This is a genomic window from Ruegeria sp. BG11 (genome assembly GCF_056538565.1).
The window spans coordinates 56,364-79,677 of record NZ_JBQFTH010000002.1; the positions used below are offsets into that span (position 1 = coordinate 56,364).

At 57.0% G+C, this 23,314-nt stretch carries 23 protein-coding genes; 10 read left to right on the forward strand and 13 right to left on the reverse strand.

Annotation, left to right across the window (positions count from 1 at the left end; translation table 11 throughout):
• Positions 1-4: 4 nt before the first annotated feature.
• From ACR0JF_RS04400 to hmgA, 4 genes are read right to left on the reverse strand one after another with little or no spacing between them, the layout of a single operon-like run.
• A complete protein-coding gene (locus ACR0JF_RS04400; protein WP_170662439.1) occupies positions 5-1,618 on the reverse strand; it encodes an FAD-dependent oxidoreductase in 1,614 nt (537 codons plus the stop codon).
• Between the two features lie 41 nt (positions 1,619-1,659).
• Entirely contained in the window at positions 1,660-2,610 is a 951-nt protein-coding gene (locus ACR0JF_RS04405) for an MBL fold metallo-hydrolase (RefSeq protein WP_170662440.1), read from the reverse strand.
• A gap of 36 nt (positions 2,611-2,646) precedes the next feature.
• Positions 2,647-3,906, reverse strand: coding sequence for a fumarylacetoacetase (fahA, locus tag ACR0JF_RS04410; protein ID WP_170662442.1), 1,260 nt, complete (start codon positions 3,904-3,906; stop codon positions 2,647-2,649).
• Between the two features lie 38 nt (positions 3,907-3,944).
• A complete protein-coding gene (gene hmgA, locus ACR0JF_RS04415) occupies positions 3,945-5,300 on the reverse strand; it encodes a homogentisate 1,2-dioxygenase (protein WP_170747510.1) in 1,356 nt (451 codons plus the stop codon).
• Positions 5,301-5,436: 136 nt separating this feature from the next.
• On the opposite strand from hmgA, the gene ACR0JF_RS04420 reads away from it, so the two are divergent.
• Together ACR0JF_RS04420 and maiA are read left to right on the forward strand one after the other, a co-directional pair.
• Entirely contained in the window at positions 5,437-5,874 is a 438-nt protein-coding gene (locus ACR0JF_RS04420; RefSeq protein ID WP_170660543.1) for a MarR family winged helix-turn-helix transcriptional regulator, read from the forward strand.
• Entirely contained in the window at positions 5,875-6,492 is a 618-nt protein-coding gene (gene maiA, locus ACR0JF_RS04425; protein WP_170747509.1) for a maleylacetoacetate isomerase, read from the forward strand.
• Here the strand turns inward: maiA and ACR0JF_RS04430 are convergent.
• Positions 6,489-6,944, reverse strand: coding sequence for a MarR family transcriptional regulator (locus tag ACR0JF_RS04430; protein ID WP_170660541.1), 456 nt, complete (start codon positions 6,942-6,944; stop codon positions 6,489-6,491). The two genes, maiA and ACR0JF_RS04430, sit on opposite strands and share 4 nt — an antisense overlap.
• A gap of 122 nt (positions 6,945-7,066) precedes the next feature.
• Between ACR0JF_RS04430 and ACR0JF_RS04435 the strand changes: the two genes are divergently transcribed.
• Entirely contained in the window at positions 7,067-7,624 is a 558-nt protein-coding gene (locus tag ACR0JF_RS04435; RefSeq protein WP_170660563.1) for a VOC family protein, read from the forward strand.
• The gene (locus ACR0JF_RS04440) at positions 7,624-8,073 is read left to right on the forward strand and encodes an FAD-dependent monooxygenase (protein WP_170660540.1); all 450 of its coding nucleotides are present in this window, start codon (positions 7,624-7,626) and stop codon (positions 8,071-8,073) included. The genes ACR0JF_RS04435 and ACR0JF_RS04440 overlap by 1 nt, the downstream gene beginning before the upstream one ends.
• Here the strand turns inward: ACR0JF_RS04440 and ACR0JF_RS04445 are convergent.
• The 7 genes from ACR0JF_RS04445 to ACR0JF_RS04475 form a co-directional block, all read right to left on the reverse strand.
• Positions 7,981-9,216, reverse strand: a complete 1,236-nt coding sequence (locus ACR0JF_RS04445; protein ID WP_170660539.1) for a Tm-1-like ATP-binding domain-containing protein — start codon at positions 9,214-9,216, stop codon at positions 7,981-7,983. The two genes, ACR0JF_RS04440 and ACR0JF_RS04445, sit on opposite strands and share 93 nt — an antisense overlap.
• A 22-nt stretch (positions 9,217-9,238) precedes the next feature.
• Positions 9,239-10,171 (reverse strand): homoserine kinase, encoded by a 933-nt coding sequence (locus tag ACR0JF_RS04450; RefSeq protein ID WP_170660538.1) that lies wholly within the window; start codon positions 10,169-10,171, stop codon positions 9,239-9,241.
• Positions 10,168-11,463: an aminotransferase class III-fold pyridoxal phosphate-dependent enzyme gene (locus ACR0JF_RS04455; protein ID WP_170660537.1), complete on the reverse strand. Its 1,296-nt coding sequence runs from the start codon at positions 11,461-11,463 to the stop codon at positions 10,168-10,170. The genes ACR0JF_RS04450 and ACR0JF_RS04455 overlap by 4 nt, the downstream gene beginning before the upstream one ends.
• Positions 11,464-11,478: 15 nt before the next feature.
• Positions 11,479-12,963, reverse strand: coding sequence for an aldehyde dehydrogenase (locus tag ACR0JF_RS04460; protein WP_170660536.1), 1,485 nt, complete (start codon positions 12,961-12,963; stop codon positions 11,479-11,481).
• 7 nt (positions 12,964-12,970) lie between these two features.
• Entirely contained in the window at positions 12,971-14,503 is a 1,533-nt protein-coding gene (locus tag ACR0JF_RS04465; protein WP_170660535.1) for a tripartite tricarboxylate transporter permease, read from the reverse strand.
• Between the two features lie 9 nt (positions 14,504-14,512).
• Positions 14,513-15,049: a tripartite tricarboxylate transporter TctB family protein gene (locus ACR0JF_RS04470; RefSeq protein WP_170660534.1), complete on the reverse strand. Its 537-nt coding sequence runs from the start codon at positions 15,047-15,049 to the stop codon at positions 14,513-14,515.
• 63 nt (positions 15,050-15,112) lie between these two features.
• Positions 15,113-16,042, reverse strand: coding sequence for a tripartite tricarboxylate transporter substrate binding protein (locus ACR0JF_RS04475; RefSeq protein ID WP_170747508.1), 930 nt, complete (start codon positions 16,040-16,042; stop codon positions 15,113-15,115).
• Between the two features lie 108 nt (positions 16,043-16,150).
• Between ACR0JF_RS04475 and ACR0JF_RS04480 the strand changes: the two genes are divergently transcribed.
• Both ACR0JF_RS04480 and ACR0JF_RS04485 read left to right on the forward strand, forming a co-directional pair.
• Positions 16,151-16,930 (forward strand): IclR family transcriptional regulator, encoded by a 780-nt coding sequence (locus tag ACR0JF_RS04480; protein ID WP_170660532.1) that lies wholly within the window; start codon positions 16,151-16,153, stop codon positions 16,928-16,930.
• Positions 16,931-16,962: 32 nt separating this feature from the next.
• Entirely contained in the window at positions 16,963-18,315 is a 1,353-nt protein-coding gene (locus ACR0JF_RS04485; RefSeq protein ID WP_170660531.1) for an aminotransferase class III-fold pyridoxal phosphate-dependent enzyme, read from the forward strand.
• A gap of 37 nt (positions 18,316-18,352) precedes the next feature.
• On the opposite strand, the gene hpaR is transcribed toward ACR0JF_RS04485, so the two are convergent.
• Positions 18,353-18,793: a homoprotocatechuate degradation operon regulator HpaR gene (gene hpaR, locus ACR0JF_RS04490; protein ID WP_170660530.1), complete on the reverse strand. Its 441-nt coding sequence runs from the start codon at positions 18,791-18,793 to the stop codon at positions 18,353-18,355.
• Between the two features lie 105 nt (positions 18,794-18,898).
• Between hpaR and ACR0JF_RS04495 the strand changes: the two genes are divergently transcribed.
• The 4 genes from ACR0JF_RS04495 (at position 18,899) to ACR0JF_RS04510 (ending at position 23,313) form a co-directional block, all read left to right on the forward strand.
• Positions 18,899-19,297, forward strand: coding sequence for a 5-carboxymethyl-2-hydroxymuconate Delta-isomerase (locus ACR0JF_RS04495; protein WP_170660529.1), 399 nt, complete (start codon positions 18,899-18,901; stop codon positions 19,295-19,297).
• A gap of 3 nt (positions 19,298-19,300) precedes the next feature.
• Complete coding sequence (gene hpaE / locus ACR0JF_RS04500) at positions 19,301-20,809, forward strand: 5-carboxymethyl-2-hydroxymuconate semialdehyde dehydrogenase (RefSeq protein ID WP_170660528.1); 1,509 nt, start codon at positions 19,301-19,303, stop codon at positions 20,807-20,809.
• Positions 20,810-20,964: 155 nt separating this feature from the next.
• Positions 20,965-21,807: a 3,4-dihydroxyphenylacetate 2,3-dioxygenase gene (hpaD, locus tag ACR0JF_RS04505; protein ID WP_170380896.1), complete on the forward strand. Its 843-nt coding sequence runs from the start codon at positions 20,965-20,967 to the stop codon at positions 21,805-21,807.
• Between the two features lie 24 nt (positions 21,808-21,831).
• Positions 21,832-23,313, forward strand: a complete 1,482-nt coding sequence (locus tag ACR0JF_RS04510; RefSeq protein WP_480668907.1) for an NAD-dependent succinate-semialdehyde dehydrogenase — start codon at positions 21,832-21,834, stop codon at positions 23,311-23,313.
• The last annotated feature ends 1 nt before the right edge of the window (position 23,314 follow it).

Below are 23,314 nucleotides of genomic sequence, written 5' to 3' on the forward strand. Positions count from 1 at the left end.
CAGCTTATTCCTTTCCGCAAGCTTTAAGGACTGCTGAACGCAGTGCGGCCTCGTCGTAATCGCGCCAGCGCGCCGCGACATGCTGATCGGGGCGGACTAGGTAGACCGCCCGGCTTTCGGTTCCAAGGTAACGTTCCGCTAATGCGTCCGAAGCCATAAGGGACACGCTTCTGACCTTGATACCGTCGATATCGAGGCTGTTCGGAACTTCGGTGTTGAGTGCCAAAATCACGAAGTCGTTTCCAAGCTGATCCAGAAGGAAGCCGTCGCCAACCGGGGCATCCTTGCATGGAGATCCCACTCTGGACGTGTCAGGACCTCCTGCGAGGTCATCCGCTCCGTTCAGGGACGAGTGATCATAGGTACAGGGCACTGACAGTCGCCCCGAATTCACCAGAGGCCGCGCAAATGTATGGCGTTCGGCCAGACTAAGCACAGCGTCCCGGAAATTCTTGCTCACCTTCGATTTTGGTGTGATGAAATCGGTTGAACGGGTCGAATTCAGGATATTTTCATCCGCTCCGTAGATCCGTTCGTCATCATAGGTGTCCAGAAGGCTTTCCGGTGCCTTGCCCGAGATAACGAGGCCAAGCTTCCAACCAAGGTTGTCGACGTCCTGAAAGCCGGAATTCGCGCCGCGTGCCCCGAAGGGCGACACTTGATGCGCCGCGTCGCCAGCAAAAACAACGCGCCCGTGGCGGAATTTGTTCATACGCCGGCACTGGAAGGTGTAGATGGATGACCAGACCATTTCATATTCGACGTCATCGCCCAACATCGCATCCAGCCGCTTGCGGATGTTTTCCTCTTTCAATTCTTCCTTGCGATCGACATCCCAGCCGATCTGGAAGTCCACGCGCCACACGTCATCAGGTTGTTTGTGCAGCAAAGTCGAGGCGCCGGACTTGAAGTAGGGCTCGAACCAGAACCAGCGCTCTGTCGGGAACGTGTTGTTCTTCATCCGGATGTCAGCGATCAGAAAGCTGTCCTGAAAAACCCGGCCTTCAAAACCCAGATCCAGCATGTCGCGCGTTGGCGAACTTGCGCCATCGCAGGCGATCATCCAATCCGCCTCAAGCTGGTAAGGCCCGTCCGGAGTTGTGACGGACAGAACAACATGGTCGTCCTTGACGTCTACAGCTTCGACCCGGTTCTTGCCTCGGATTTCAATAGGCGCGCCGCGTTCCTGTTCCGCGCAAATCGCTTCGAAAATGAACTTTTCGAAATAAGGCTGCTGCAAGTTGATGAAGGCCGGGTTGCGATGGCCGGATTCAGGTAGAAGGTTGAACTCATAGACCTTTCGGTCGTCCTGAAACACCTTCCCGACATTCCAGATGACCCCTTTGTCTAGCATCGGCGCGCCGCATCCGTAACGGTCGGCGATTTCCAGCGTTCTCTTGGCAAAGCAGATGGCGCGGCTTCCCATGCCGATCCCTTCGTGATCATCCAGAACCAACGCCGGAATGCCCTGTCGACCAAGGTCCAGCGCGGCGGCCATACCGATAGGACCGCCTCCGACGATGACAACCGGGTGGCGCACCGCAACGGGCGCGTCTTGATCTTTTGATTTCTCATAAGGGTAAAGCTTGAAGGCGAGGGAATATCGGTCCTGAAGCATCGAAATACCTAGCTTGTTGAGTTCGGAGGAGATGAGTGGGTTCAGCCTTGCAGCTGCTCCCACATTTCCAGATCACGTTTGTCAGTCCAGATGCGAGGGTGGGCGATCCCCCGAGCTTCGTCATAGGCTCGGCTGACGTTGAATGGCAGGCAGTGCTCGTAGATCGCGTAGTCCTTGAACTTAGGATCGCAGGCGTCGCGCACGGCATCCCAAGCGTCTTTTAAGCTGCCACCTTTCATCGCCACTTTCTTGGCGGGCTCGTAGGTCGAATTGACAAAATCGCGGGTGCTTTCGATGGCCCGTTCGACCGCTTCCTTACCGATCAGCGCGCCGCCGCGCCCCGGAGCGATGGCGTCGACATCATATGCTTTGATGTTGTCCAGCGTCCGGCCCCAATCGGCAAAGTGACCATCTCCGCAATAGCAGGCCGAGTGGTCCTCGACGATGTCGCCGGTGAACATGACGTTCTGATCAGGCACATGGATCACCGCATCGCCTGCCGTATGGGCGCGGCCGATCTGTTTGATATCTACGCGGCGGTTGCCCAGATAGACCGTCATGCTGTCGCTGAATGTGGTGGTGGGCCAGGTCAGGCCTGGGATGCTTTCATGACCTTCGAACAGGCGCGGGAAACGCTGGAACTCGCTGTCCCAGTCCTCTTGCCCGCGTTCCACGACCATTGAGCGTGCCACATCCGACATGATCACCTGCGGCGCGTTGAAGGCCGAGGCGCCCAGAACGCGTACCGCGTGATAGTGTGTGAGCACAACATGGCTGATCGGCTTGTCGGTGACTTCACGCACCTTCTCGATCACTTTGTTCGCAAGACGCGGGGTGGCCTGTGCCTCGACAATCATGACGCTGTCGTCACCGACGATGACGCCCGAATTCGGGTCACCTTCGGCAGTAAAGGCCCACAGGCCCTCGCCGATCTCATCGAAGGTGATTTTCTTTTCTGTCATGTCGCCTTGCGATGCGAATGCTTTAGCCATGGGTTTCCTCCGGTGCCCGTACGGGCGATTTTCGTGTCAGTTGCGTTTGTAGGGATCGTCGAGTGCTGCGAGGACTTGCCCCGTGCATTCGCCGAAACCGATCCGATAGCCGTCGCCTATCGCCGCGCCCGTCAAGGTTAGGGTGTCGCCGTCTTCAACAAAGCTGCGGGTCTCACCTGTGTCGAGCGTAAATGGCTCCTTGGCACCCCAGCTGAGTTCCAAAAGGGAGCCGCGATTGTGCTTTTCCGGGCCGGAAATTGTACCCGAGCCCAGCAGATCGCCGGTATTCATCGGGCACCCGGACGTGGTGTGATGGGCCAGTTGCTGAGCCGCCGAATAATACATTTCGTTGTAATTGGTGCGGGCAATGATTGTAGCCACCTTGCCCTTGGGAGCCAACGTGACCGACAGGTCGATGTCGTAAAGCATCGGGCCACAATCCTTCAGGTGGCCCAGCAATTCGAACTCTCGCGCTGGGGTGTTGCAGCGGAATGGCTCAAGCGCAGCTTTGGTCACGATCCAGGGACTGATCGAGGTTGCCGTGGCTTTGGCCTGGAAGGGCCCCAGCGGCTGGTATTCCCAAGCCTGAATGTCGCGGGCAGACCAGTCGTTCAGCAATACGTAGCCAAAAATGTTGTTATCCGCCTCTTGCACGGAGATCGGACCATCCGAAGGGGTTCCAACGATGGCGCCCATTTCAAGCTCGATATCGAACCGTTGCGACGGGGCAAACCGGGGCAGGGTGTCGTTTGGACCTTTAAGTTGTCCCCAGGGGCGTCGGATGTCCGTGCCCGAAACAACCACTGATGAGGCGCGACCGTTGTAACCTATTGGGATGTGCAGCCAGTTCGGGGGCAGCGCGTTTTCCGGCCCGCGGAACATGGTGCCAACATTAAAAGCATGGTGCCGACCCGCGTAGAAATCGGTGTATTCGCTTACGGCGAAAGGCATATGCATCTCGGCATCGTCTTGCGCGACGAGCAGCGGTTCGATTTTATCTCGTTCTTCGGCGCCTTCGGCCAACAGGCTTGTCAGCCTGTCCCGCAATGCCGCCCACACAGCCGGGCTCTCTTCCATCAATGGATTCCAGAAAGGCAGATCGAACAAGGGTTCGTCGCTCAGCGCGATCAGGCCTTTGGCCTCGGCGGCGGAGACGTCCAGGATCATATCGCCGATGGCCACGCCACAACGGGGTTCGCCGCCTGGGGTCGAAAAAACCCCATAGGGCAGGTTGTTCAAGGGAAAAGGATGGGCTTCATCATTGGCCGATGTCAACCAGGAGTTCATCAAAGGCATTTTGTATCCAGACTTTTGTCACGAGCGGATTTGTTGCTTCACTTTTTGCCGGGCGTGCCGTCGAATTTCTTTTCGATGTCTGCCCAGCAGTCAATATAGTCGTCCTGCAAGGGGGCCTCGGTTGCGGCGAAGACGGTCAGATGCTGTGGGAAGCGTGTTTCGAACATGAAGGACATCGTGTGGTCCAGCTTGTCCGGCCCCAGATTGGCGTTTGAGGCTTTTTCGAACGCTTGGCGGTCTGGGCCGTGCGGGATCATCATGTTGTGCAGGCTCATGCCGCCCGGAACAAAGCCCTGAGGTTTGGCGTCATACTGGCCGTAGATATTGCCCATCAACTCGGACATGATGTTCTTGTGGTACCATGGCGGGCGGAACGTATCCTCAGCCACCATCCAACGCTCGCGGAACAGGACGAAATCGATATTGGCCGTGCCGGGCTGGCCCGAAGGGGCCGTCAGGACGGTGAAGATTGACGGGTCCGGGTGGTCGAACAAGATCGCGCCGACCGGGCCATAGGTGCGCAAGTCGTACTTGTAAGGCGCATAGTTGCCGTGCCAGGCCACCACGTCCAGCGGGCTGTGACCGATCTGAGTGACGTGGAACTGTCCACACCATTTGATCGTCACGGTTGAGGGCACCTCTCGGTCCTCGAACGCCGCGACGGGTGCTTTGAAGTCGCACGGATTGGCCATGCAATTGGCGCCAATCGGTCCGCGCCCTGGCAGTTCGAATTTCTGCCCGTAGTTCTCGCAGACAAATCCGCGCGCCGGACCTTCCAGCACTTCAACACGGTAGAGCAACCCACGCGGCAGGATCGCGATTTCCTGTGGCTCCAGATCTATGATCCCCAGTTCGGTCACAAAGCGCAGGCGACCGTCTTGCGGAACCACCAGCAGTTCGGAATCGGCCGAGAAGAAATAGTCATCCACCATCGAGTCGGTGACCAGATAGACATGGCTGGCCATGCCGACCTGCGTGTTCACATCCCCCGCGGTCGTCATGGTGCGCATACCGGTTAGCCAGGTCAAAGAGGTATCAGAATGCGGAACCGGGTCCCAGCGATACTGGCCCAGGCTGATCACGTCCGGATCAACGCATGGTGCCGATTTCCAGTAGGGCAGGTCGATTTTCTCATAGCGATGCGAGTGCTTGACCGACGGGCGAATGCGGTAGCACCACGTCCGCTCGGGCGGATTGGCAGTGAACGCCGTGCCGCTGAGCTGTTCGCCATAGAGGCCGTAGTTGCAGCGCTGCGGGCTGTTCATGCCCTGCGGCAGCGCGCCGGGCAAAGCCTCGGTTTCAAAATCATTGCCGAAGCCAGGCATGTAACCCTTAGAAATGGTGTTCCCATCTTCAGCAACGGTCAATCCGCTATGTTTAACGAGTGCATTCATCTGGATCTCCTGCTCACTCGATTCGGCAAGACTTTGGGTTCGCAGTAAATATTTGTTGCATTTGCAACGTTGTCAATATTTTAGTTGCAGATGCAATGAAAATCTGAATTCAATAACGCCGAAAGGAAATCCCTGCATGAGCACCAAAAACTTGCCCGAGTTCGATTTGGAAGGGTTCTTGCCATACCGGCTTACGGTGCTGGCCGCGCGACTGAGCGCAGAAATGGCGCAGAAGTATAAACACGAGTTTGGCGTATCGAACCCGGAATGGCGCGTCCTTGTGAACGTTGGATATGCTGAAAACCCGTCGGTTCGGGACATTGAGAAACGAGTCAGTCTAGAGAAGTCAAAGGTCAGCCGTGCGGCCGCACGGCTTGAATCCCGCGGACTGATCACCAAGGTTGAAGACCCTGCCGACAGACGACTTGTCAAACTCGACCTTACGGAAAAAGGCGCGGATCTTCTCAGCCAATTGGTCCCTATTGCACTGTCGTTTCAATCCAGCCTGGAAACCAAACTTGGTGAGTCTGAGGAAGCGCTGAATGCCGCACTCGATCTGCTGTCGGAAGAATGAATGATTAAACTTTATGACTATTGGCGCTCTTCAGCCAGTTATCGCGTGCGGATCGCGCTAGGCCTTGCCGGGGAAAGCTGGGAAACTGTCATCGTGAACCTGCTGGAAGCTGAGCAGCTGTCAGACGCGCATCTGTCCAGAAACCCTCAGGGTCTGGTGCCGGTGTTGGAAATAGACGGGAATAGGTTCACCCAGTCGCTAGCGCAGATCGAGTATATTGACGAAACCAGAGGCCTCGGCCTTTTGCTCGCGGATCCTGTGGATCGCGCCGAGGTGCGTGCCTTGTCTTATGCTGTGGCAATGGATATCCATCCGGTTTGTAACCTTCGAGTAGTGAAATGGGCCGTCGAACACTCAGGGAACCAGATTTCGAAAGAAGGCTGGATGCAGCATTTTATCGGCGAAGGTCTGGCGGCTTACGAAGACATGGTGCAGGGCGGTCCGTTTTCCTACGGTGACCGTATAACGCTTGCCGATGTTTGCCTGATGCCTCAGCTTTACAATGCGCAAAGGTGGGGTGTTAATTTGGCTGACCTGCCTAAGATTACTCGGATCAAGGACAGCTTGGATCAGATCCCGGCCTTTCAGAACGCACATCCGGACAACAGCCCGCATTAACTGTTTTCGTTCTCGCGACTCTGCCCATAGTCAGCCACAGCCTTTTCAAGAGCGCGAAGTCCATCCTTAAGCTTGGCTATGTCCTCATCGCTCATGCGTTCCAAAATCGAGTCAGCACAGTTCTGCACGGCTGGAAAAACTGCGTTGAATAGCGACTTGCCTGCCTCGGTGCAGGTGTATTGGCGCAGCCGCCGGTCACCGTCCGCGACGGCGCGGCCAATCAGGCCTTTGTTCTCTAACCGGGTCGCAGCACGGCTTACCTGAACTTTATCCAACTTTGTGCGCTGCGCCAGTTGAAGCGAGTTTGACTGACCCGCGCTGGCCAATAGAAACAGCAGACGCCATTCTTCTCGCGAGAGGCCGTAGGTTCGACCATAGACCTGAACAAGTTGGCGAGAAAACGCCTCGGCGGTCGATGCAAGCTGATAAGGGAAATAAGTCTCAAGGTTCATAGGATCGCCTCTTCTGCCAACATTATAATTCGTTGCAAATGAAACGATTTGATTTGGATCAAAATACTTCAAGGCGGGCTTGGATAATCATTGCAAACGCAATGAATCTGAAGGAGGTTTCAATGAACGCTCAGAATCTCAAGCTCGACCAAATTCATCACGTCGCATATCGCTGCAAAGACGCGAAGGAAACTGTCGAGTTCTACACCAAGATGCTGAATATGGAGTTTGTTCTGGCTATCGCCGAAGATCATGTTCCTTCGACGCATGAACCTGATCCCTACATGCACCTGTTTCTGGATGCCGGAAACGGAAACGTGCTGGCGTTCTTTGAACTACCGACCAAGCCTGAAATGGGGCGTGACCCGAATACCCCGAAATGGGTCCAACACATCGCGTTCAAGGTCAAAGACCGTGATACGCTTATCGAATTTAAGGACCACCTTGAAGCTAACGGTATCGACGTGCTTGGCGTCACCGATCACTCGATTTTCCATTCGATCTATTTCTTTGATCCCAATGGCCATCGCGTGGAATTGGCCTGTCCTGACCCAGAGGAAGCGGAAATGATCAAACGGCTGGATGCGGTGAAGTGGGAAATGCTCGAAGAGTGGTCGCGTACCAAGAAGGCACCTCAGCATGCGGACTGGCTTCATGCCAAAGAGTTGGGGAAAAAGTGATGCTGAACACCTACGATTTTCCCGAATTTCTTTATGTGCAGTCAGAGGAAAAGAAATCCGGCCAGACGGTTCGCCATCCCGTCGTGATCGTCATGGGCGGGCCGGTTGGATTAACCGCCGCGCTAGATCTTGCGGCGCAAGGGATCAAAGTTGTTTTGTTGGACTACAACAGTACGGTTTCGGTCGGTTCTCAGGCTGTCTGCTACGCCCGCTTGTCCGGGCGAGATATCTTAGCCGCCTTCTGCAAAAAGGGTGGTTTAAGGGGCGGTGGACACTCCCTTGTGGAGCAACTTGTTTACCCTCGAAGCCATGTGCGATTAGCTTCACGAACACTCTGGCACTCAGTGGGAAGCCGGCTAGCCACGGCTGACGACCCCGTTTTCGACCCATTCGTCAAATTTGGCCAGAACGGCATGGCAAAATGCGGCGTCGTTGATGTGGGCGTCTAGCTCAGTCATCGGCACCTGGTCCGGCATAACCTTGCGGGCCTCATCGAGCATGTCAGCAAGGGCTGCGGGGTCATGTGCCTCTTCGCCTTCCTTGTCCCATGCTTCAACGCCTTGCAACGGCAGGAAGAAATGAACCGGCCCGGTTGCTGCTTCCAGCCGGTTTGCAAGTTCCCTGATCCAGGCGCGGCGTTCCTCACCATTGAAGACCGAGCTTTTGATCAGGCGGTTATGTTCGTGAAACGGGCGATCTGCATATTGATCCGGGATCTCTTGCCAGCCCGCGAAATCCAGCAGGTCCAGAGCGCCCGGTGCAACCATCTGCGGCGTGCCAACGCGCCCGGCATTGGTAACGCGATCCTCTCCGCTTGAAACAACGGAACCGGCCAGCAGATTGCCAAATTCCTGCATGCAGAAATCCATCACGCAGACAAACGCGTTTTCGGCGGCCAGTTTTTCAAAGGCCATGCCACCCATGCCTGTCGAGTGGAATACCGCAACCTCAAAGCCTCGCTCTTCCAGCGCAGGTTTCAGAGTTTTCATGTAACGCAGGCAGGAGGAGCCAAGGCTGGTCATGCCAATTAGGGGTTTGCTACGATCCGGCGCGATGGAGGCTTTGGCAGCACCGACCACGGCCCCCGCAGCTTGTGCCAGCGAAGACCTGCAGATCGAGTTCATACCGTACAACCCACCAGCCCACAGGATCATCTGTATGTCGGGCGCCAACCGATGTGGGGGGATTAACGGTGAGAAACTGACTGTTGAAACAATGTATTTCGGAACCCCCATGGGCAGGGCCTGCGCACAATCCAGCGCAAGATCGGTGCCCATAGTTCCACCAGTGGCCAGCATCCCGTCAAACCGGCCATCGGCATAGGCTTTTGCCACGACCTTGGCAGCCCCGGCGGACATGACGCGAAAGGCCTTGTTCTCATCTCCAAGCGCAATCACCTCGTCGATAGTTCTGCCTTCGGCCGCTCCGACGTCATGTTTCGAGATATCGGTCGGTGTTTCAGGATCGCCAAGAACGGAGACGTCCATCGTCAGCACATCTGCCCCTTGCGCCCTTACGGCGTCTTCGATGAACCGCATCTCGGCGTCTTTGGTGTCGTATGTTCCAATCAGCAGGATCGTTTTTTTGGTCATGGTTTCCTCCCGTCAGTGCGGTTTATCCGAGGTAGCGCGTTAGCGACTTTCGGGCGGTATCTTTAAACCGCATGTTTCGTGCCTCTGATCCATCTTCGCCCATGCGGGACGAAATCCAGCCGACATAAGTGACCGCACGCAGGGCCATGAACAGATCAAGATGCTCGGCGTCTAGCGCACGTTCCGACCGGTATCCCTCAAGCAGGGCCGCTTGCAGGGCGTCGTAGTCCGGCTCGCATAGGTTTTTCAGCAGTGTCGTGGCGATATCGAACAGACGGAACCCGAACCCGGCATCGTCGAAATCAATCAGCCAGAGCTTGTCGCCTCGGACCATCACGTTTTCACGTACCAGATCGGCGTGGATCAGGCCGTAGTCCAGTTGGTTTTCGATCTGCAGAAAGTGATTGTTAGCTTTCTCGCGGAACGCAGTGAACAGGGCACGATCCTCGCCAGAAAGCGTGGGGTTTTCCCAGAACCGATCCCACAATGGGGCATCGCCCAGCAGTCCAACACGATCCCAGGACCAGCGCTCAAAGTCATCGGGACGCGTCCAGGCATTGCTGACTTCGTGCAGCTTCGCCATCTCATGCCCGAGGGCCCGAAACAGCCCGGTACGATCACTATGGTCGATCCCGGTTTCGGTCGATCCAAGCGGGCGACCGGGCAACCAGTCAAGCATATCGACCTGGATCCCGTCCAGCAGTTGTAGGTAGCGGCCATCCGTGGCCGGTACCGGTGTGGGTACACCGACGCTCTTTGCGCCTAGCTCGGCGATCCACTGCAGCTCGGACCTCAAGGCGGTGTCCGAATGCAAGCCTTTGCGGTGCAGGCGCAGGGCATAGCTTTTCGCGCCGATCTGAAGCCGGTAAACATGATTTTCGCGCGCCGCGACCAGCGACCATTCAGCACTGTCCATGCCCCAAAGGGTCAGGGCTTGCTCGACAATCGGGGTCATAGAGTCAGCGGGGTTTCGGCCAAAACTTCGTCCAATGTGTCAAACAGCAGATCTGCATTCTCTTTCGAGAATGGCATCGGTGGCCGGATCTTGAGCGTGTTCTTATGGCGGCCGAGTTTTGAATGGATGATGCCCCGGTGCCGCATCGCGTTGATGATTCGATCGGTGAATTCGCTGGCCGGTTCCTTGGTCTGACGATCCAGCACCATCTCGGCCCCGAAAATCAGGCCCGAGCCGCGCACATCGCCGATGAACTCGTATTTGTGCTGCAAAGCTGTCATGCGCGCGCGGGCGTGATTGCCCACGATCTTGGCACTGGCGACGAGGCTTTTGTCCTCAATCTCTTCCAATACCGCCATCGCTGCTGCGCAGGACACCGGGTTGCCACCGAACGTGTTGAAGTACCGATACCCCTTGCGGAAGGTGGCAAGGATTTCGTTGCGCGTTACGACACCGCCCACCGGATGACCGTTGGCCATGGGTTTGCCAATGGTCATGATATCCGGTACCACGCCCATCTTCTGATGCGCCCACATATGGGTGCCGGTGCGGCCAAATCCCGACTGGACCTCATCACAGATCAGCAGGCCACCGGCCTCGCGCACTACTTCGGCCACGGGTTTCAGCCAGCCCTCGGGATGGTCGGGGAAGCCTTCGTTCAGGAAATAGGGGCAGAGGACCAAAGCACCAAAGCCGATGCCGGATTTTTCATGCTCAGCAATCTGTTCGGTTACGGCGTCGGCAAACTTACTGCCGTCCGGGTCTGGTCTTCGATAGCTGTCGGGTGCCTCCACAAACCGGAAATACTGATCCAGACCAAAACCAACGGTCGGCACGTTTGATTTGCTCAGCTGGCTGACCAGAGAAGTGTTGCCGTGATAGGTTGCATCCGTAGCAATGATACCGCGTTTGCCGGTCATGCCTTCGGCCATGCGCAGGGCGATGTCGTTTGCCTCAGACCCGGTGCAGGTCAGGATGGCGGTGTCCAGCGAGGCATCCATCGTGCCCGTTAGCTTCTCAACATAGTCAAGAATGCCGTCATGCAAATAACGAGTATGGGTGTTGAGTGTTGACGTCTGACGGCAGATCGCCTCGACCACGCGGGGGTTGCAATGGCCGACATGCGGGACATTGTTGTAGCAATCCAGGTATTTGCGCCCGTCCGCATCCCACAAACAGACCCCTTCGCCCTTCACGATATGAAGCGGTTCGTCATAAAAGGTCGAGACATTCGGGCCCAGCAGCTTGGTCCGGCGTTCAACAAGCTCGGCGGATTTCGCAGGAAGTGTCATTTAGCAGACCTTTGGTCAGAGTTTTATCCAGGCGGTTTTCAGGTCGAGATATTTCTCGAACGCATGCAGGGACTTGTCGTGCCCGTTGCCCGACTGGCGCACACCACCCAGCGGCACGGTCAAGTCAGAGCCGCCATAGGTGTTCACATGCACCACGCCAGCGCGGATGCCAGCGATCATGCGATGCGCGCGACTCAGGTTGGATGTCCACACACCCGCGGAGAGGCCATAAACCGAGTCATTGGCCAATCTGATCGCTTCGTCCTCGTCCTTAAAGGGGGTCACGGCCAGAACCGGGCCGAAAACCTCGTTCTGGAACAGATTGTCCGTGGATTTGACCCCGGTCATTACGGTCGGGGCCATATAGTAGCCACCGGTTTCCTCAAGGATGCGCTTGCCACCAGTGCGACGCTCGGCGCCTTCGGCCTCGGCTTTGGCTACGAAGTCCAGATTGGATTCTAACTCGGGCAGCGAATGAACTGCGCCGATTTGTGTGTCCAGATCGAGCGGATTGCCGACCCGCATCGCTTCGGCATGTTTGACGAGTTCGGCAACAAAGTCGTCGTGGATGTCCTCTTGGACCAACAAGCGCGATCCGGCGATGCAGATCTGGCCAGCGTTGCGGAAGATGCCGCCCGCCGAAACCTTAGCTGCCTCGCTCAGGTCCGGTGCATCGTTGAAGACGATGTTGGGGGATTTGCCGCCCAGTTCCAGATAGCAGCGTTTCATGTTCGAACGCGCCGAATACTCCAACAGTCGTCGGCCTGTGGCCCCAGAGCCTGTGAACACCATGATGTCCACATCCATCGACAGCGCCAGCGTTTCGCCCACCACCCGGCCTGACCCGGTGACGACGTTCAACACGCCGTCGGGTATTCCGGCCTCGGCTGCCAGTTCGGCCAGTTTCAGCAGCGACAAGGATGCGCTTTCAGCGGGTTTCAACACGACCGAGTTGCCGGTAGCCAGCGCAGGGGCCAGTTTCCAGCTGCCGATCATCAGCGGCATGTTCCACGGCACAATCGCTCCGACGACACCAACCGGTGCGTGATGGATCAAGCCCAGTACGTTTTCTACCGTTGGCGCGATCTGCCCGTAGACTTTGTCAATCGCCTCGGCGTAGTAGCGGAATGTGCCAGCTGCCGACATAGGCTCGGCCTTCATGGCCATGGTGATTTCGGTGCCATTGTCGCGCACCCCCAGAACAGCCAACTCAAGAGCGTGTTTTTCGATCAGGTCGGCCAGCTTCAGCAGGGCCTTCTTGCGCTCGGCAGGGGAGCGGCGCGACCAGCGGCCATCCTCGAACGCAGCCCGCGCAGTGCTAATCGCGGCCTCCATATCTGCCGGAGTGCCTTCGGCAATTTGGGTCAGTACTGCGCCATCGACAGGCGATAGCACCTCCCGATGTCCACCTTCCGAAGCGGCGACCCAGCGCCCGCCGATGAAGTGAGATCGGGGGGACAGAATCTGAGAGCGAAGGGCGTCAATATCGGACTGGTTCATGGCAGAGTTACCCTTGCTGATTGGGGTGATCGGAGTCGACTGGTTGCGCGGTCGGCTCGGGTTTCAGCTTGTTGCGGAACTCGTAGTACAGCGTGCGGAAATGCAGCAGTAGGATCAGCACGATCAGCGCGGTCAGGATCGCCGCAATCGGGCGGTCGACGAAATCGAGCGGTGATTTGACCCGCGCCATGGCACTGCGCAGCTTGACCTCCATGATCCCGCCCAGAACCATGCCCAGAATGATCGGCACAATCGGGAGGTCCAGCCGTTTGAGGATCAGGCCGAACACACCAAACCCGGCGGCAATGGCGCAGTCGGTGATTGAGTTGCGCAAACTGTAGACGCCGACGAAGGCGAGGATCAGGATCATGATGCCCAGAAACCGCGTTGGGATCTGGATGATCTTCAGCAGCAGGTTGGTCGAGAAGAGCAGAAAAACCAGAACGATGACGTTCAGCAGGATCAGCGCCATATAGAGCGCCATCACAAAATCCATCTGGTTCTCAAACAGCTGTGGGCCGGGGATGACATTGTGCACGTAGAACACTGACAGCATCATTGCGGTCAGCGCTTCGCCCGGGATACCCAGCGCCAAAAGTGGGATCATGGCCGCGCCGGGCACTGCATTGTTGGCGGCTTCAGACGCGACCAGCCCTTCTGGCGAGCCATCACCAAATTTGTCGGGGTCTTTCGAGGTTTTCTGTGCATAGGTGTAGGACAGGAATTGCGAGGTGAACTCACCCGTGCCCGGCACCATGCCCATTAATACGCCGATGCTAGAGGACACGGTTGCGACGCGCTTGATGCCCAGCAGTTCCTTGAGGCCGGCGAAGATGTTGCCGCTGACATGCGTTTCGCCGGGTGCGTGGTTCTTTTCAAGCAGCAAAAGCAAGGCCTGACTGATGGCAAACAGGCCCAGAACGACCACAATCAGATCGACACCCGACGCCAACCAGCTTTGGTCAAAGGTAAAGCGGCGGGTGTATTTGACAGGCTCAAGCCCGACCGTGTTCAGGAAAATCCCGAAAGCGGCCAGCATACCGGCGGCAAAAATCTGGCCGCGGTGGGCGAGGATCACCAGAATGATACCCAAAAGGGCGGCCAGAAATATCTCTCGACTGCCGAAATGCGGTGCGATCAATGCCAGAACCGGCGAAAGGATCATCAGGCAGATGATGGCAAAGACACCACCAAAGAACGACGCGGAATAGGCCAGTGACAGAGCACGATGCCCCTGACCGCGTTTGGTCATGGGATAGCCGTCATAGGTGGTCAGCGCGTTCACCGCCGTACCGGGCGTGTTGATCAGAATAGCGGGGATGGCACCTCCATACATGGACGAGCCATAGATGCCCAATAACAGTGTCAGGCCGACAATGGGTTCAAAAGCGAAGGTGGCAGGCAGAAGGATGGCGATGGCAACCGCAGCGCCGACACCGGGCAGCGCGCCAATGATGACCCCACCGATCGAGCCAATCAGAAGGGCGACGATCACCTGCCATTGTGTCAGGATCGAAAGACCAGACAGAAGCGTTTCCATTTGCGAACCTCAGAGATAAGTCAGCGCAAAGGCGCGCACGGAATCGGGCAGGTATTCATAGGCGGCACCGGCCGGGATTTTCACTTGCAGGAAGGCTCGGAAAATAATGGTCACCGCCACACCGAAAGCCGCCGCGAGGCCAATTGCCCCAGCGCTTCGGAACCCGGTTCGGATTGCAAGGAACACTGCGAACAGAACGGTCGAAGGAAGGTATCCAAGAAGCGGCACAACGGCGACGTAGATCAGAAAATAGGCAACGTATTCAAGGGACCGCAGCCAGAACACGACTTCGGGCCAGCGACCCGGAATCCGGTCTGACATGGCGGAGCTGAGCCAGTGCAGAAAAGCAAAGGCGGCCATTGCCCAGAGCGAGACCATTGGCCAGAAGCTCGGTTGCGCAAACCACTTGGTGCGTTTGACAACCTCGGTCTGCGTGCCCAGTTGGCTCAGCAGAAAAACCGAAAACACCAGGAAGGCCAAAGCAAAAACAACATCGCCGGGTCGGCGGTATCGTTTGAACATGTCTTGCAATGTCTTTGCGATCATTATGGCCTCCTGCTGGATAGAAAAAGGCCCGACAGTATTGCAATACGCCGGGCCAGTTTCGCGTTATTCGCCTAGAATCTCTTCGATTTTAGAGAACGAGGCTTTGTCCTGTTCGATCTGTGCATTCGAGGCATCCGGATCCTGCCAGTAGATCAGTGCTCCGGTTTCTTCGGCAAGTTGCTTGGCCTTGTCAGATTCCAGCGCTTTCTGTGCAGCGGCAGTGATCTTTTCGCGTGCTTCGGCCGGAGTGTCCTTGTGGATGAACAGACCATTCCACAGCGCCAAAGGCAGTTCGGGGTGCAGCTCGGTAACCGTGGGCGTATCCGGGACCAAAGAGATCCGTTCGCCACCGATGCTGGCCAGGACATTCACTTGGTCCAGACAGGGGAGAACAAGTTGAAGCGTCGTGTTGATCACGTCCACGTCGCCCGAAGCGAGTGTGTTGCAGTCCAGTGCGTCGAAGGCGGCTTCGCTGGCGAAGTCAAACCCACTGCTGACTGCGGCCGCAAAGGTGACCTGTGTGGGCGGCAGAACCGAGCCGAAGTGACCAAGCGCGACATCGTTTTCTTTGCCATGTTCCACCAGCTCTTCCCATGTCGCGAACGGGGCATCCTTGCTGGAGGCAATGACGAAGGGATAGGTCAGAAAAATGCCAATCGGTTCGAACGGGTTGGGGTTTAGCTCGGGAATGCCAATGTCCGGGCCGATGACTGGTACGCCTATGACGAACGAGCCAACGGTGTAGCCATCTGCCGGAGCGGTCGCAACTTCCACCGCTCCGGGGAACGGACCACCGCCGCCACCGGGCTTGTTCACGACGGCGGCAGGAACACCATACATGGCCTGAAATTCGTCGGCGATCATCCGTGTGAGAACGTCTTCCAAGTCACCCGGAGGCCATGGAACGACAAAGGAAACCGGTTTCTCTGGATACTCGGCCAGTGCGGCGGTTGCAGAAGCAACAAAAGCGGCGGCTGTTAGAACTTTCTTCATTGACACCTCCCGTCAGTGGTTCATTATTTGATCCGCGTTAACAATAATAATGTTGCTTTGTTAAGCTTGTTCTGTCAAGTATTACCTTAACAGGAGGATGTGAATCGCATGGGTACTGCCCTGAACGCCCTGAAAATGCTCAACTACTTTTCAAACGCTCGGCCAGAAATTGGGTTGAGTCAGTTTGCGCGCCTGTCCGGATTGAACAAAGCCACGGCGCTGCGCCACCTGCGGGCGCTTGAGGAATACGGGTTGATCGAGCAGAACCCCATGACCAAATCCTATGCGGTCGGACCTGCTGCTTTGCGCCTGGCCGCGCTGCGCCAGATCGCCCGTCCCGGCATCGAGAGTGCCCGTCAGAGAATGCAGGTCGCGATGCAGGACGTTGGTGAAAGCCTGCATCTTTCGCTGCTTGAAAAGGAGTGGCTTCAAACAGCGCTAGTGGTCGAAACGAACCGCCACAGCGTGCGCGTCAGCCTCGACCCCAGCGAGCTTCTTCCGATCAATGCGACAGCATCCGGTCTTTGTATGCTCAGCTTTGGACCATCCTTTTTGCTGGACCGTCTCGATCAGAATGAACAAGTACGATACACGGACGCCACGCTGACCGACCCGGCCAAGATAAAAGAGCGGGTCGCGGCAATCAGCCAGGCCGGTTGGGCGAATAGCAGTGGAAGCTATGAAGATGGCGTCTATGGCTATGCGGCACCCATATTCGGCATTGATCAAGTGGCGCTGGGAACCATTGCGATTGCCGTTCCCGAAGGCCGCGCCGGAGACGAGCGGCTTCCTGAAATTCTGACCGCCCTGCACGCCCTCTCAACTGACCTGACCGCAAGTTTTGGCGGTCAACTTCCCGACACTTTCCCAACCGAATTCCACCCGTGAGCGGGTGGGCGAAAAACCCGGAGACCAGAGAAATGAAAGACTCGAACTTTCTCAAAGAAAATAACGCGCGTTACTTCTGGCACCCAATGGCGCACCCCGCCGACAGTCAGAAGAACCCGCCCACGATTCTGAATGGCGGTGAGGGTGTCAGTATTATCGATGTCGATGGTCACAAGGCGCTGGACGCGGTCGGGGGGCTTTGGAACGTCAATCTGGGCTATTCCTGCGAACCGGTAAAGCAGGCCATCGCCAATCAGCTGAATGCGCTGCCCTACTATTCGACCTTCCGTGGCACCAGCAACGACAAGGCAATCGAGCTGTCTTATGAACTGGCGCAGTTTTTTGAGCCCGACGGCCTAACCCGCGCTTTCTTTACCTCGGGCGGCTCGGATTCGGTCGAGATCGCGCTGAAAATGGCGCGGCAATACCACAAGGTGCGCGGCGAGGCCGGGCGCACAAAATTCATCAGCTTGAAACAGGGCTATCACGGCACCCATTTCGCCGCCGCTTCGGTCAATGGCAATCAGAAGTTCCGCGCGGCCTATGAGCCGATGATGCCGGGCTGTTTCCATGTGCCCGCGCCGTGGACCTATCGCAACCCGTTCGACGAGACTGACCCTGAGCGTCTGGCGCAGCTTTGCGTCAAAGCGTTTGAGGCCGAGATTGCCTTCCAGGGCGCGAACACGGTTGCAGCTTTCATCATGGAGCCGGTTCTTGGGGCAGGGGGCGTAATCCCGCCGCATAAGAGTTTCATGCCGATGGTGCGTGAGGTCTGCTCGAGACACGGAATTTTGTTGATCTCGGACGAGATCATCACCGCTTTTGGGCGTACCGGGAGTGAAAGCGGCGCACGGCATTGGGGGGTGCGGCCCGACATCATGACGACGGCCAAAGCCATTACCAATGGTTACTTCCCGTTTGGGGCGACGATGATTTCGGGTGCTGTTGCCGAGGTGTTTGAAAATGACACCACCGGCAAAGCATCGGTAGATCAGGGCTATACCTACTCCGGTCACCCGGTTGGGGCCGCAGCAGCGCTGGCTGCGCTGTCCGAGATCAAACGCCTGCGCGTCTGGGAAAATGCCGCCTCGCGCGGGGACGAGCTGTTTGCCGGGCTGCAAAAACTGGCCGAGAATCATGACGTGATCGGAGATGTGCGCGGCGGCGAGGGGCTGATGTGTGCGCTGGAACTGGTCTCGGATCGCTCGACCAAGGCACCCATCGCGAAACACCTGCCGCTGCAGGTTCAGAAAGCGGCTTATGAAGACGGTGTGATGGTGCGTGTGTCCGGCAACAATATCATCCTGTCTCCGCCGCTGATCATCACATCAGAGGACGTGGCCAAGATCCTGTCTGCGCTGGATACCGGTCTGGCGTCTCTTTAACCAACACTTACGTGACCTCGCCCGCCCTAGGGCGGGGTCAGACTTTAACCGCCTGTAACTCTTCAAGCAGGTCCAGCAGTTGGTTCAGCTTCTCGCGGCCCATCTGAGCCTCGATATTGTTTGAGATCGCCAGCGACGTTGCAAGGTTGTCTTCCAGAACCGCGCGGCCAGCATCGGTGATCTGAACCATGGTGCGGCGCTTGTCTTGTTTGTCCTGGCGACGGGTGATCTGGCCATCAGTCTCCATCGTGCGCAGAATGCGAGTAAGGCTGGGTAAAAGCAGGCAGGCCTCGTGGGCAATTGCGCTTTGCTCAACCTCGCCCAGTTCGTCCAAAACCCTCAGGATGCGCCACTTTTGTTCGGTGAGCTGAATGTCATGAAGCATATCCCGGATCGGTGCCATGACGGTTTCCCGTGCGCGCAATAGCGCTATCGGAAGAGATCGGGCGGTACTTTTTGTGTGGCTTTGCGTGTTCATGCGGCCTTCTAAATCGCCAATTCCGAAATTGCAAAGATTAACAAGGCAAGTTCTTGACAGCGTGCTTGCAAAAAAGTAAACATGTTAACCAATAAGGGAGGGCACATGCCACATTTTCACGTCGAGTATTCCGGGAACCTAGAGGACAAGGTCGACATGGATGGCTTGTGTGAGTGCATCCGAGCAAGGGCTGCTGAGATTGACACCTTTCCGATGCCGGGAATTCGTGTCCGCGCAGTGCGGGTCGATTATTTTGCAATTGCAGACGGTAATCCGGCGCATGGCTTTATCGATATCTCGATCCGCCTGCGCGCCGGTCGGTCCGACGACGTAAAACAGGATGCCACGCAGCGTATTTTTGAGGCGGTCAAAGCGTATTTGGCACCTGTCTTCAAACATCATTCGATCGCACTTTCGCTTGAGATGCGCGACATCGACCCGAAGCTTTCGCCCAAGACTGGTACGATCCGCGATCACCTTGGCGCCACCACGCAGGAGACCTGACCCATGAGCGTACTGGACACAAACATCGAGAAACTTGCGGGCTTTCTGGAGCGGTTCAAAGAGGCAGGCATTAAGAACCGTATCGCAGGTAAAGATTTCGCCGGGTCCGCCGGTGTATTTCAGTCCACCTCGCCGGTCGACAAGTCTGTGATCTGCGATGTTGCCCACGGCAATGCAGATGACATCGACAACGCTGCGAAAGCGGCTCATGCTGCCTTTGCAGAGTGGCGCGACATGCCTGCCAGCGAACGCCGCCGCATTCTGCTTAACGTGGCGGATGCCATCGAAGCACGTGCCGAGGAAATCGCGCTGTGCGAATGCTGGGACACGGGTCAGACCCTGCGATTTATGTCCAAGGCGGCTCTGCGCGGAGCCGAGAACTTTCGCTATTTTGCAGATCAGGTTGTGCAAGCACGCGACGGTCAGCATCTGAAATCGCCGACCCTGATGAATATCACCACCCGCGTGCCGATTGGTCCGGTTGGCGTGATCACCCCTTGGAACACGCCGTTCATGCTGTCGACCTGGAAGATCGCGCCCGCTCTGGCGGCAGGCTGCACCGTGGTTCACAAACCCGCCGAGGATTCGCCTCTGTCAGCCCGTTTGCTGGTCGAAATCGCCGAAGAGGCCGGTCTGCCCAAAGGTGTGCTGAACACTGTGAACGGCTTTGGCCCCGACGCGGGCAAGGCGCTGACCGAGCACCCTATGATCAAGGCCATCGCCTTTGTCGGTGAAAGCCGCACAGGTAGCATCATCACCAAACAGGGCGCGGACACGCTGAAGCGGATGCATCTGGAGCTGGGCGGCAAGAACCCGGTCATCGTGTTTGACGATGCCGATCTGGACCGCGCTTTGGATGCCGTGATCTTCATGATCTACTCGATCAATGGCGAGCGTTGTACGTCATCCTCGCGACTGCTAGTGCAGGACAGCATCAAGGAAGAGTTCGAGGCCAAGCTGATCGAACGTGTGAACAACATCAAGGTTGGCCACCCTCTGGATCCGGCAACCGAAATCGGTCCGCTGGTGACGGAAGAGCACTACAACAAGGTGACCAGTTATTTCGACATCGCCAAAGAGGACGGCGCGACAGTCGCAGCCGGTGGTGTCAAGCTGGGCGACGAAGGGTACTTCATCCGTCCGACCCTCTTCACCAATGCCACCAACCAAATGCGCATCGCGCGCGAGGAGATCTTTGGTCCTGTCCTGACCTCGATCCCGTTCTCGACCGAAGAAGAAGCACTGCAGATGGCCAATGACACGCCTTATGGTCTGACCGGCTATGTCTGGACCAACGACCTGACGCGGGCGCTGCGCTTTACCGACAAGCTTGAAGCCGGAATGATCTGGGTGAACTCGGAAAACGTACGTCACCTGCCGACGCCCTTTGGTGGCGTCAAAGCGTCCGGCATCGGGCGCGACGGCGGCGACTGGTCGTTCGAGTTTTATATGGAACAAAAGCACATTGGCTTTGCAACCGGTCAACACAAGATCATGCAATTGGGGAAGTAAATTAGCGGCACTGTCCCCATTGGGCGGGGACAAAGCTAGGATAGAAGTAAACGCGCACAAACTGGTCCAGCATTTTACGCTTACTGCAGGACCGAAGGATGTCAGGTGGCTTCAACTTTGGTTGCCAGGCATTACAAATGCGAGGAGGAACTGCCATGGGAAAGATTGTACAGGCCGCGAAGATAACGCATGTGCCAAGCATCTGGATGTCCCACACGATGCCGAAATACAAAGGCATCCGCCAACCTGCCATCGACGGCTATGCGCGTCTTCGTCAGGATGCGATCGACCGCAAAGTCGATACATTTGTCATTTTTGACACGCACTGGATCACCAATCAGGGCTTCCACCTGAACACGAAAGAGCACCACAAGGGCCGGTTCATCAGTCATGAACTGCCGCACATGTTGGCGGATATGGAGTTCGACTATCGCGGCGATCACGAGCTTGGCGAAACCATCCTTGACGTTCTGCGCGAACGTGGCGAGCGGGCCCTTGGGCATTCGCATCCCGATATGGGCATGGAGTACGGCACCTTGCTACCGATGCACTTCATCAACGAGGGTGTGAATGCGCGGGTTTTGCCCGTGGCGGTCAACCAGTTCTCGTCGATTGCTGAAAATCGCGTCTGGGGTGAAGCCATCGCCGAAGGCATCCGACGCTCGGACCGGAACGTCTCGATCCTGGCTTCGGGGTCGTTGAGCCACGACTTCACCCCCAATGAACGCTCGGTCGATGGACTAAACTCGGTAAACGGCGAGTTTAATCGCCAGATGGATATGCGCGTGTTGGATCTTTGGGAACAGGGCCGCTTCGAAGAGTTCCTCGAGCTTCTGCCCGACTACGCCAAGAAATGCGCGGGTGAGTGCGCGATGAACGATACCGCTTTGTTGTTCGGTGCCCTTGGATGGGGCAGCTACAAGGGCAAGATCGACATCTACACCCCGTATTTCGGAAGCTCCGGGACTGGGCAGGCCAATGTCAGCTTCTCGGTTTGAATCCGGAAATACAGGTAAATTCGAATGACTGAACTGCGTCTTGACGATCCCACTTTGCTTGCCGAAAAGGCGCGGGTCGGGTCCAGATGGGTTGATGCCTCAGACGTTGAACGCGTGATTGACGTGACAAACCCGGCGACGGGTGAGTTGATCGGTCGTGTGCCAAATCTGGGTGCTGCTGAGACGGTCGAGGCGATTGCCGATGCGCAGCGCGCGCAGAAAGACTGGGCCAAACGTACCGCGAAAGAGCGCAGCCAAGTCTTACGTCGCTGGTTTGATCTGATGATGGAAAACCAGGATGATCTGGGTGCGATCCTGACCGCCGAACAGGGCAAGCCTTTGGCCGAAGCGAAGGGCGAGATCGCCTATGGCGCCAGCTTTATCGAGTGGTTCGCAGAAGAGGCCCGCCGGGCCTACGGCGATGTCACACCCGGCCATGCGCCGGACAAGCGGATCATAACCGTCAAGCAACCCATCGGCGTTGTGGCCGCGATAACGCCGTGGAACTTTCCCAACGCCATGATCACCCGGAAGGCCGGACCGGCCTTTGCGGCGGGTTGTTCGATGGTGTTGAAACCTGCTAGCCAGACGCCGTTCTCGGCCATCGCACTGGCCGTTCTCGCCGAACGCGCGGGGCTGCCCGCAGGGTTGTTCTCGGTCATTACCGGTTCGGCGCGGGAGATTGGTGGAGAGATGACCTCAAGCCCGATCGTGCAAAAGCTGACCTTCACCGGCTCGACTGAGATCGGAGCGACGCTTTATGCGCAATGCGCGCCGACGATCAAGAAACTGGGGTTGGAACTGGGTGGCAATGCGCCGTTCATTGTATTCGACGATGCCGATCTGGATGCCGCCGTCGAAGGCGCCGTGATCGCCAAGTTCAGAAATAACGGTCAGACCTGCGTTTGCGCAAACCGCATTTACGTGCAAGCCGGGGTCTACAACGCCTTTGCAGAAAAGCTGGCTGCAAAAGTTGCGGCCCTGCCAACCGGCAATGGGTTTGATGAAGGTATAGTTTTCGGTCCGCTGATCGACCATGCCGCCGTGAATAAAGTTGCCGAACATATCGGTGACGCGACTTCAAAAGGCGCCAAGGTCGCACTTGGGGGTAAACCCCACGCACTTAGCGGCACTTTCTTTGAACCCACCATTCTGACCGACGTGACCTCGGATATGGCGGTGGCGACTGAAGAAACCTTTGGCCCTGTCGCTCCCATGTTCAAATTCGAAACCGAAAGCGAGGTTGTCGCCGCTTCCAATGATACCGAATTCGGCTTGGCCTCGTATTTCTATTCTCGCGACATGGCGCGTGTCTGGCGCGTATCCGAGGCTTTGGAATACGGGATGGTCGGTGTGAACACCGGTCTGATCTCAACAGCAGAGGCTCCATTCGGCGGCGTCAAAATGTCGGGTCTTGGACGCGAGGGATCTCGATATGGCCTCGATGATTTCATGGAGTTGAAGTACATCTGCATGGGCGGAATTTCCCCATCTGAGGAGGCTTAGT

What these genes read in the sequence shown, in the direction of transcription:
- ACR0JF_RS04400 (WP_170662439.1), bottom strand. Translation starts at nt 1,618, where the DNA reads ATGCTTCAGGACCGATATTCCCTCGCCTTCAAGCTTTACCCTTATGAG.
- ACR0JF_RS04405 (WP_170662440.1), bottom strand. Translation starts at nt 2,610, where the DNA reads ATGGCTAAAGCATTCGCATCGCAAGGCGACATGACAGAAAAGAAAATC.
- fahA (WP_170662442.1), bottom strand. Translation starts at nt 3,906, where the DNA reads ATGCCTTTGATGAACTCCTGGTTGACATCGGCCAATGATGAAGCCCAT.
- hmgA (WP_170747510.1), bottom strand. Translation starts at nt 5,300, where the DNA reads ATGAATGCACTCGTTAAACATAGCGGATTGACCGTTGCTGAAGATGGG.
- ACR0JF_RS04420 (WP_170660543.1), top strand. Translation starts at nt 5,437, where the DNA reads ATGAGCACCAAAAACTTGCCCGAGTTCGATTTGGAAGGGTTCTTGCCA.
- maiA (WP_170747509.1), top strand. Translation starts at nt 5,875, where the DNA reads ATGATTAAACTTTATGACTATTGGCGCTCTTCAGCCAGTTATCGCGTG.
- ACR0JF_RS04430 (WP_170660541.1), bottom strand. Translation starts at nt 6,944, where the DNA reads ATGAACCTTGAGACTTATTTCCCTTATCAGCTTGCATCGACCGCCGAG.
- ACR0JF_RS04435 (WP_170660563.1), top strand. Translation starts at nt 7,067, where the DNA reads ATGAACGCTCAGAATCTCAAGCTCGACCAAATTCATCACGTCGCATAT.
- ACR0JF_RS04440 (WP_170660540.1), top strand. Translation starts at nt 7,624, where the DNA reads ATGCTGAACACCTACGATTTTCCCGAATTTCTTTATGTGCAGTCAGAG.
- ACR0JF_RS04445 (WP_170660539.1), bottom strand. Translation starts at nt 9,216, where the DNA reads ATGACCAAAAAAACGATCCTGCTGATTGGAACATACGACACCAAAGAC.
- ACR0JF_RS04450 (WP_170660538.1), bottom strand. Translation starts at nt 10,171, where the DNA reads ATGACCCCGATTGTCGAGCAAGCCCTGACCCTTTGGGGCATGGACAGT.
- ACR0JF_RS04455 (WP_170660537.1), bottom strand. Translation starts at nt 11,463, where the DNA reads ATGACACTTCCTGCGAAATCCGCCGAGCTTGTTGAACGCCGGACCAAG.
- ACR0JF_RS04460 (WP_170660536.1), bottom strand. Translation starts at nt 12,963, where the DNA reads ATGAACCAGTCCGATATTGACGCCCTTCGCTCTCAGATTCTGTCCCCC.
- ACR0JF_RS04465 (WP_170660535.1), bottom strand. Translation starts at nt 14,503, where the DNA reads ATGGAAACGCTTCTGTCTGGTCTTTCGATCCTGACACAATGGCAGGTG.
- ACR0JF_RS04470 (WP_170660534.1), bottom strand. Translation starts at nt 15,049, where the DNA reads ATGATCGCAAAGACATTGCAAGACATGTTCAAACGATACCGCCGACCC.
- ACR0JF_RS04475 (WP_170747508.1), bottom strand. Translation starts at nt 16,042, where the DNA reads ATGAAGAAAGTTCTAACAGCCGCCGCTTTTGTTGCTTCTGCAACCGCC.
- ACR0JF_RS04480 (WP_170660532.1), top strand. Translation starts at nt 16,151, where the DNA reads ATGGGTACTGCCCTGAACGCCCTGAAAATGCTCAACTACTTTTCAAAC.
- ACR0JF_RS04485 (WP_170660531.1), top strand. Translation starts at nt 16,963, where the DNA reads ATGAAAGACTCGAACTTTCTCAAAGAAAATAACGCGCGTTACTTCTGG.
- hpaR (WP_170660530.1), bottom strand. Translation starts at nt 18,793, where the DNA reads ATGAACACGCAAAGCCACACAAAAAGTACCGCCCGATCTCTTCCGATA.
- ACR0JF_RS04495 (WP_170660529.1), top strand. Translation starts at nt 18,899, where the DNA reads ATGCCACATTTTCACGTCGAGTATTCCGGGAACCTAGAGGACAAGGTC.
- hpaE (WP_170660528.1), top strand. Translation starts at nt 19,301, where the DNA reads ATGAGCGTACTGGACACAAACATCGAGAAACTTGCGGGCTTTCTGGAG.
- hpaD (WP_170380896.1), top strand. Translation starts at nt 20,965, where the DNA reads ATGGGAAAGATTGTACAGGCCGCGAAGATAACGCATGTGCCAAGCATC.
- ACR0JF_RS04510 (WP_480668907.1), top strand. Translation starts at nt 21,832, where the DNA reads ATGACTGAACTGCGTCTTGACGATCCCACTTTGCTTGCCGAAAAGGCG.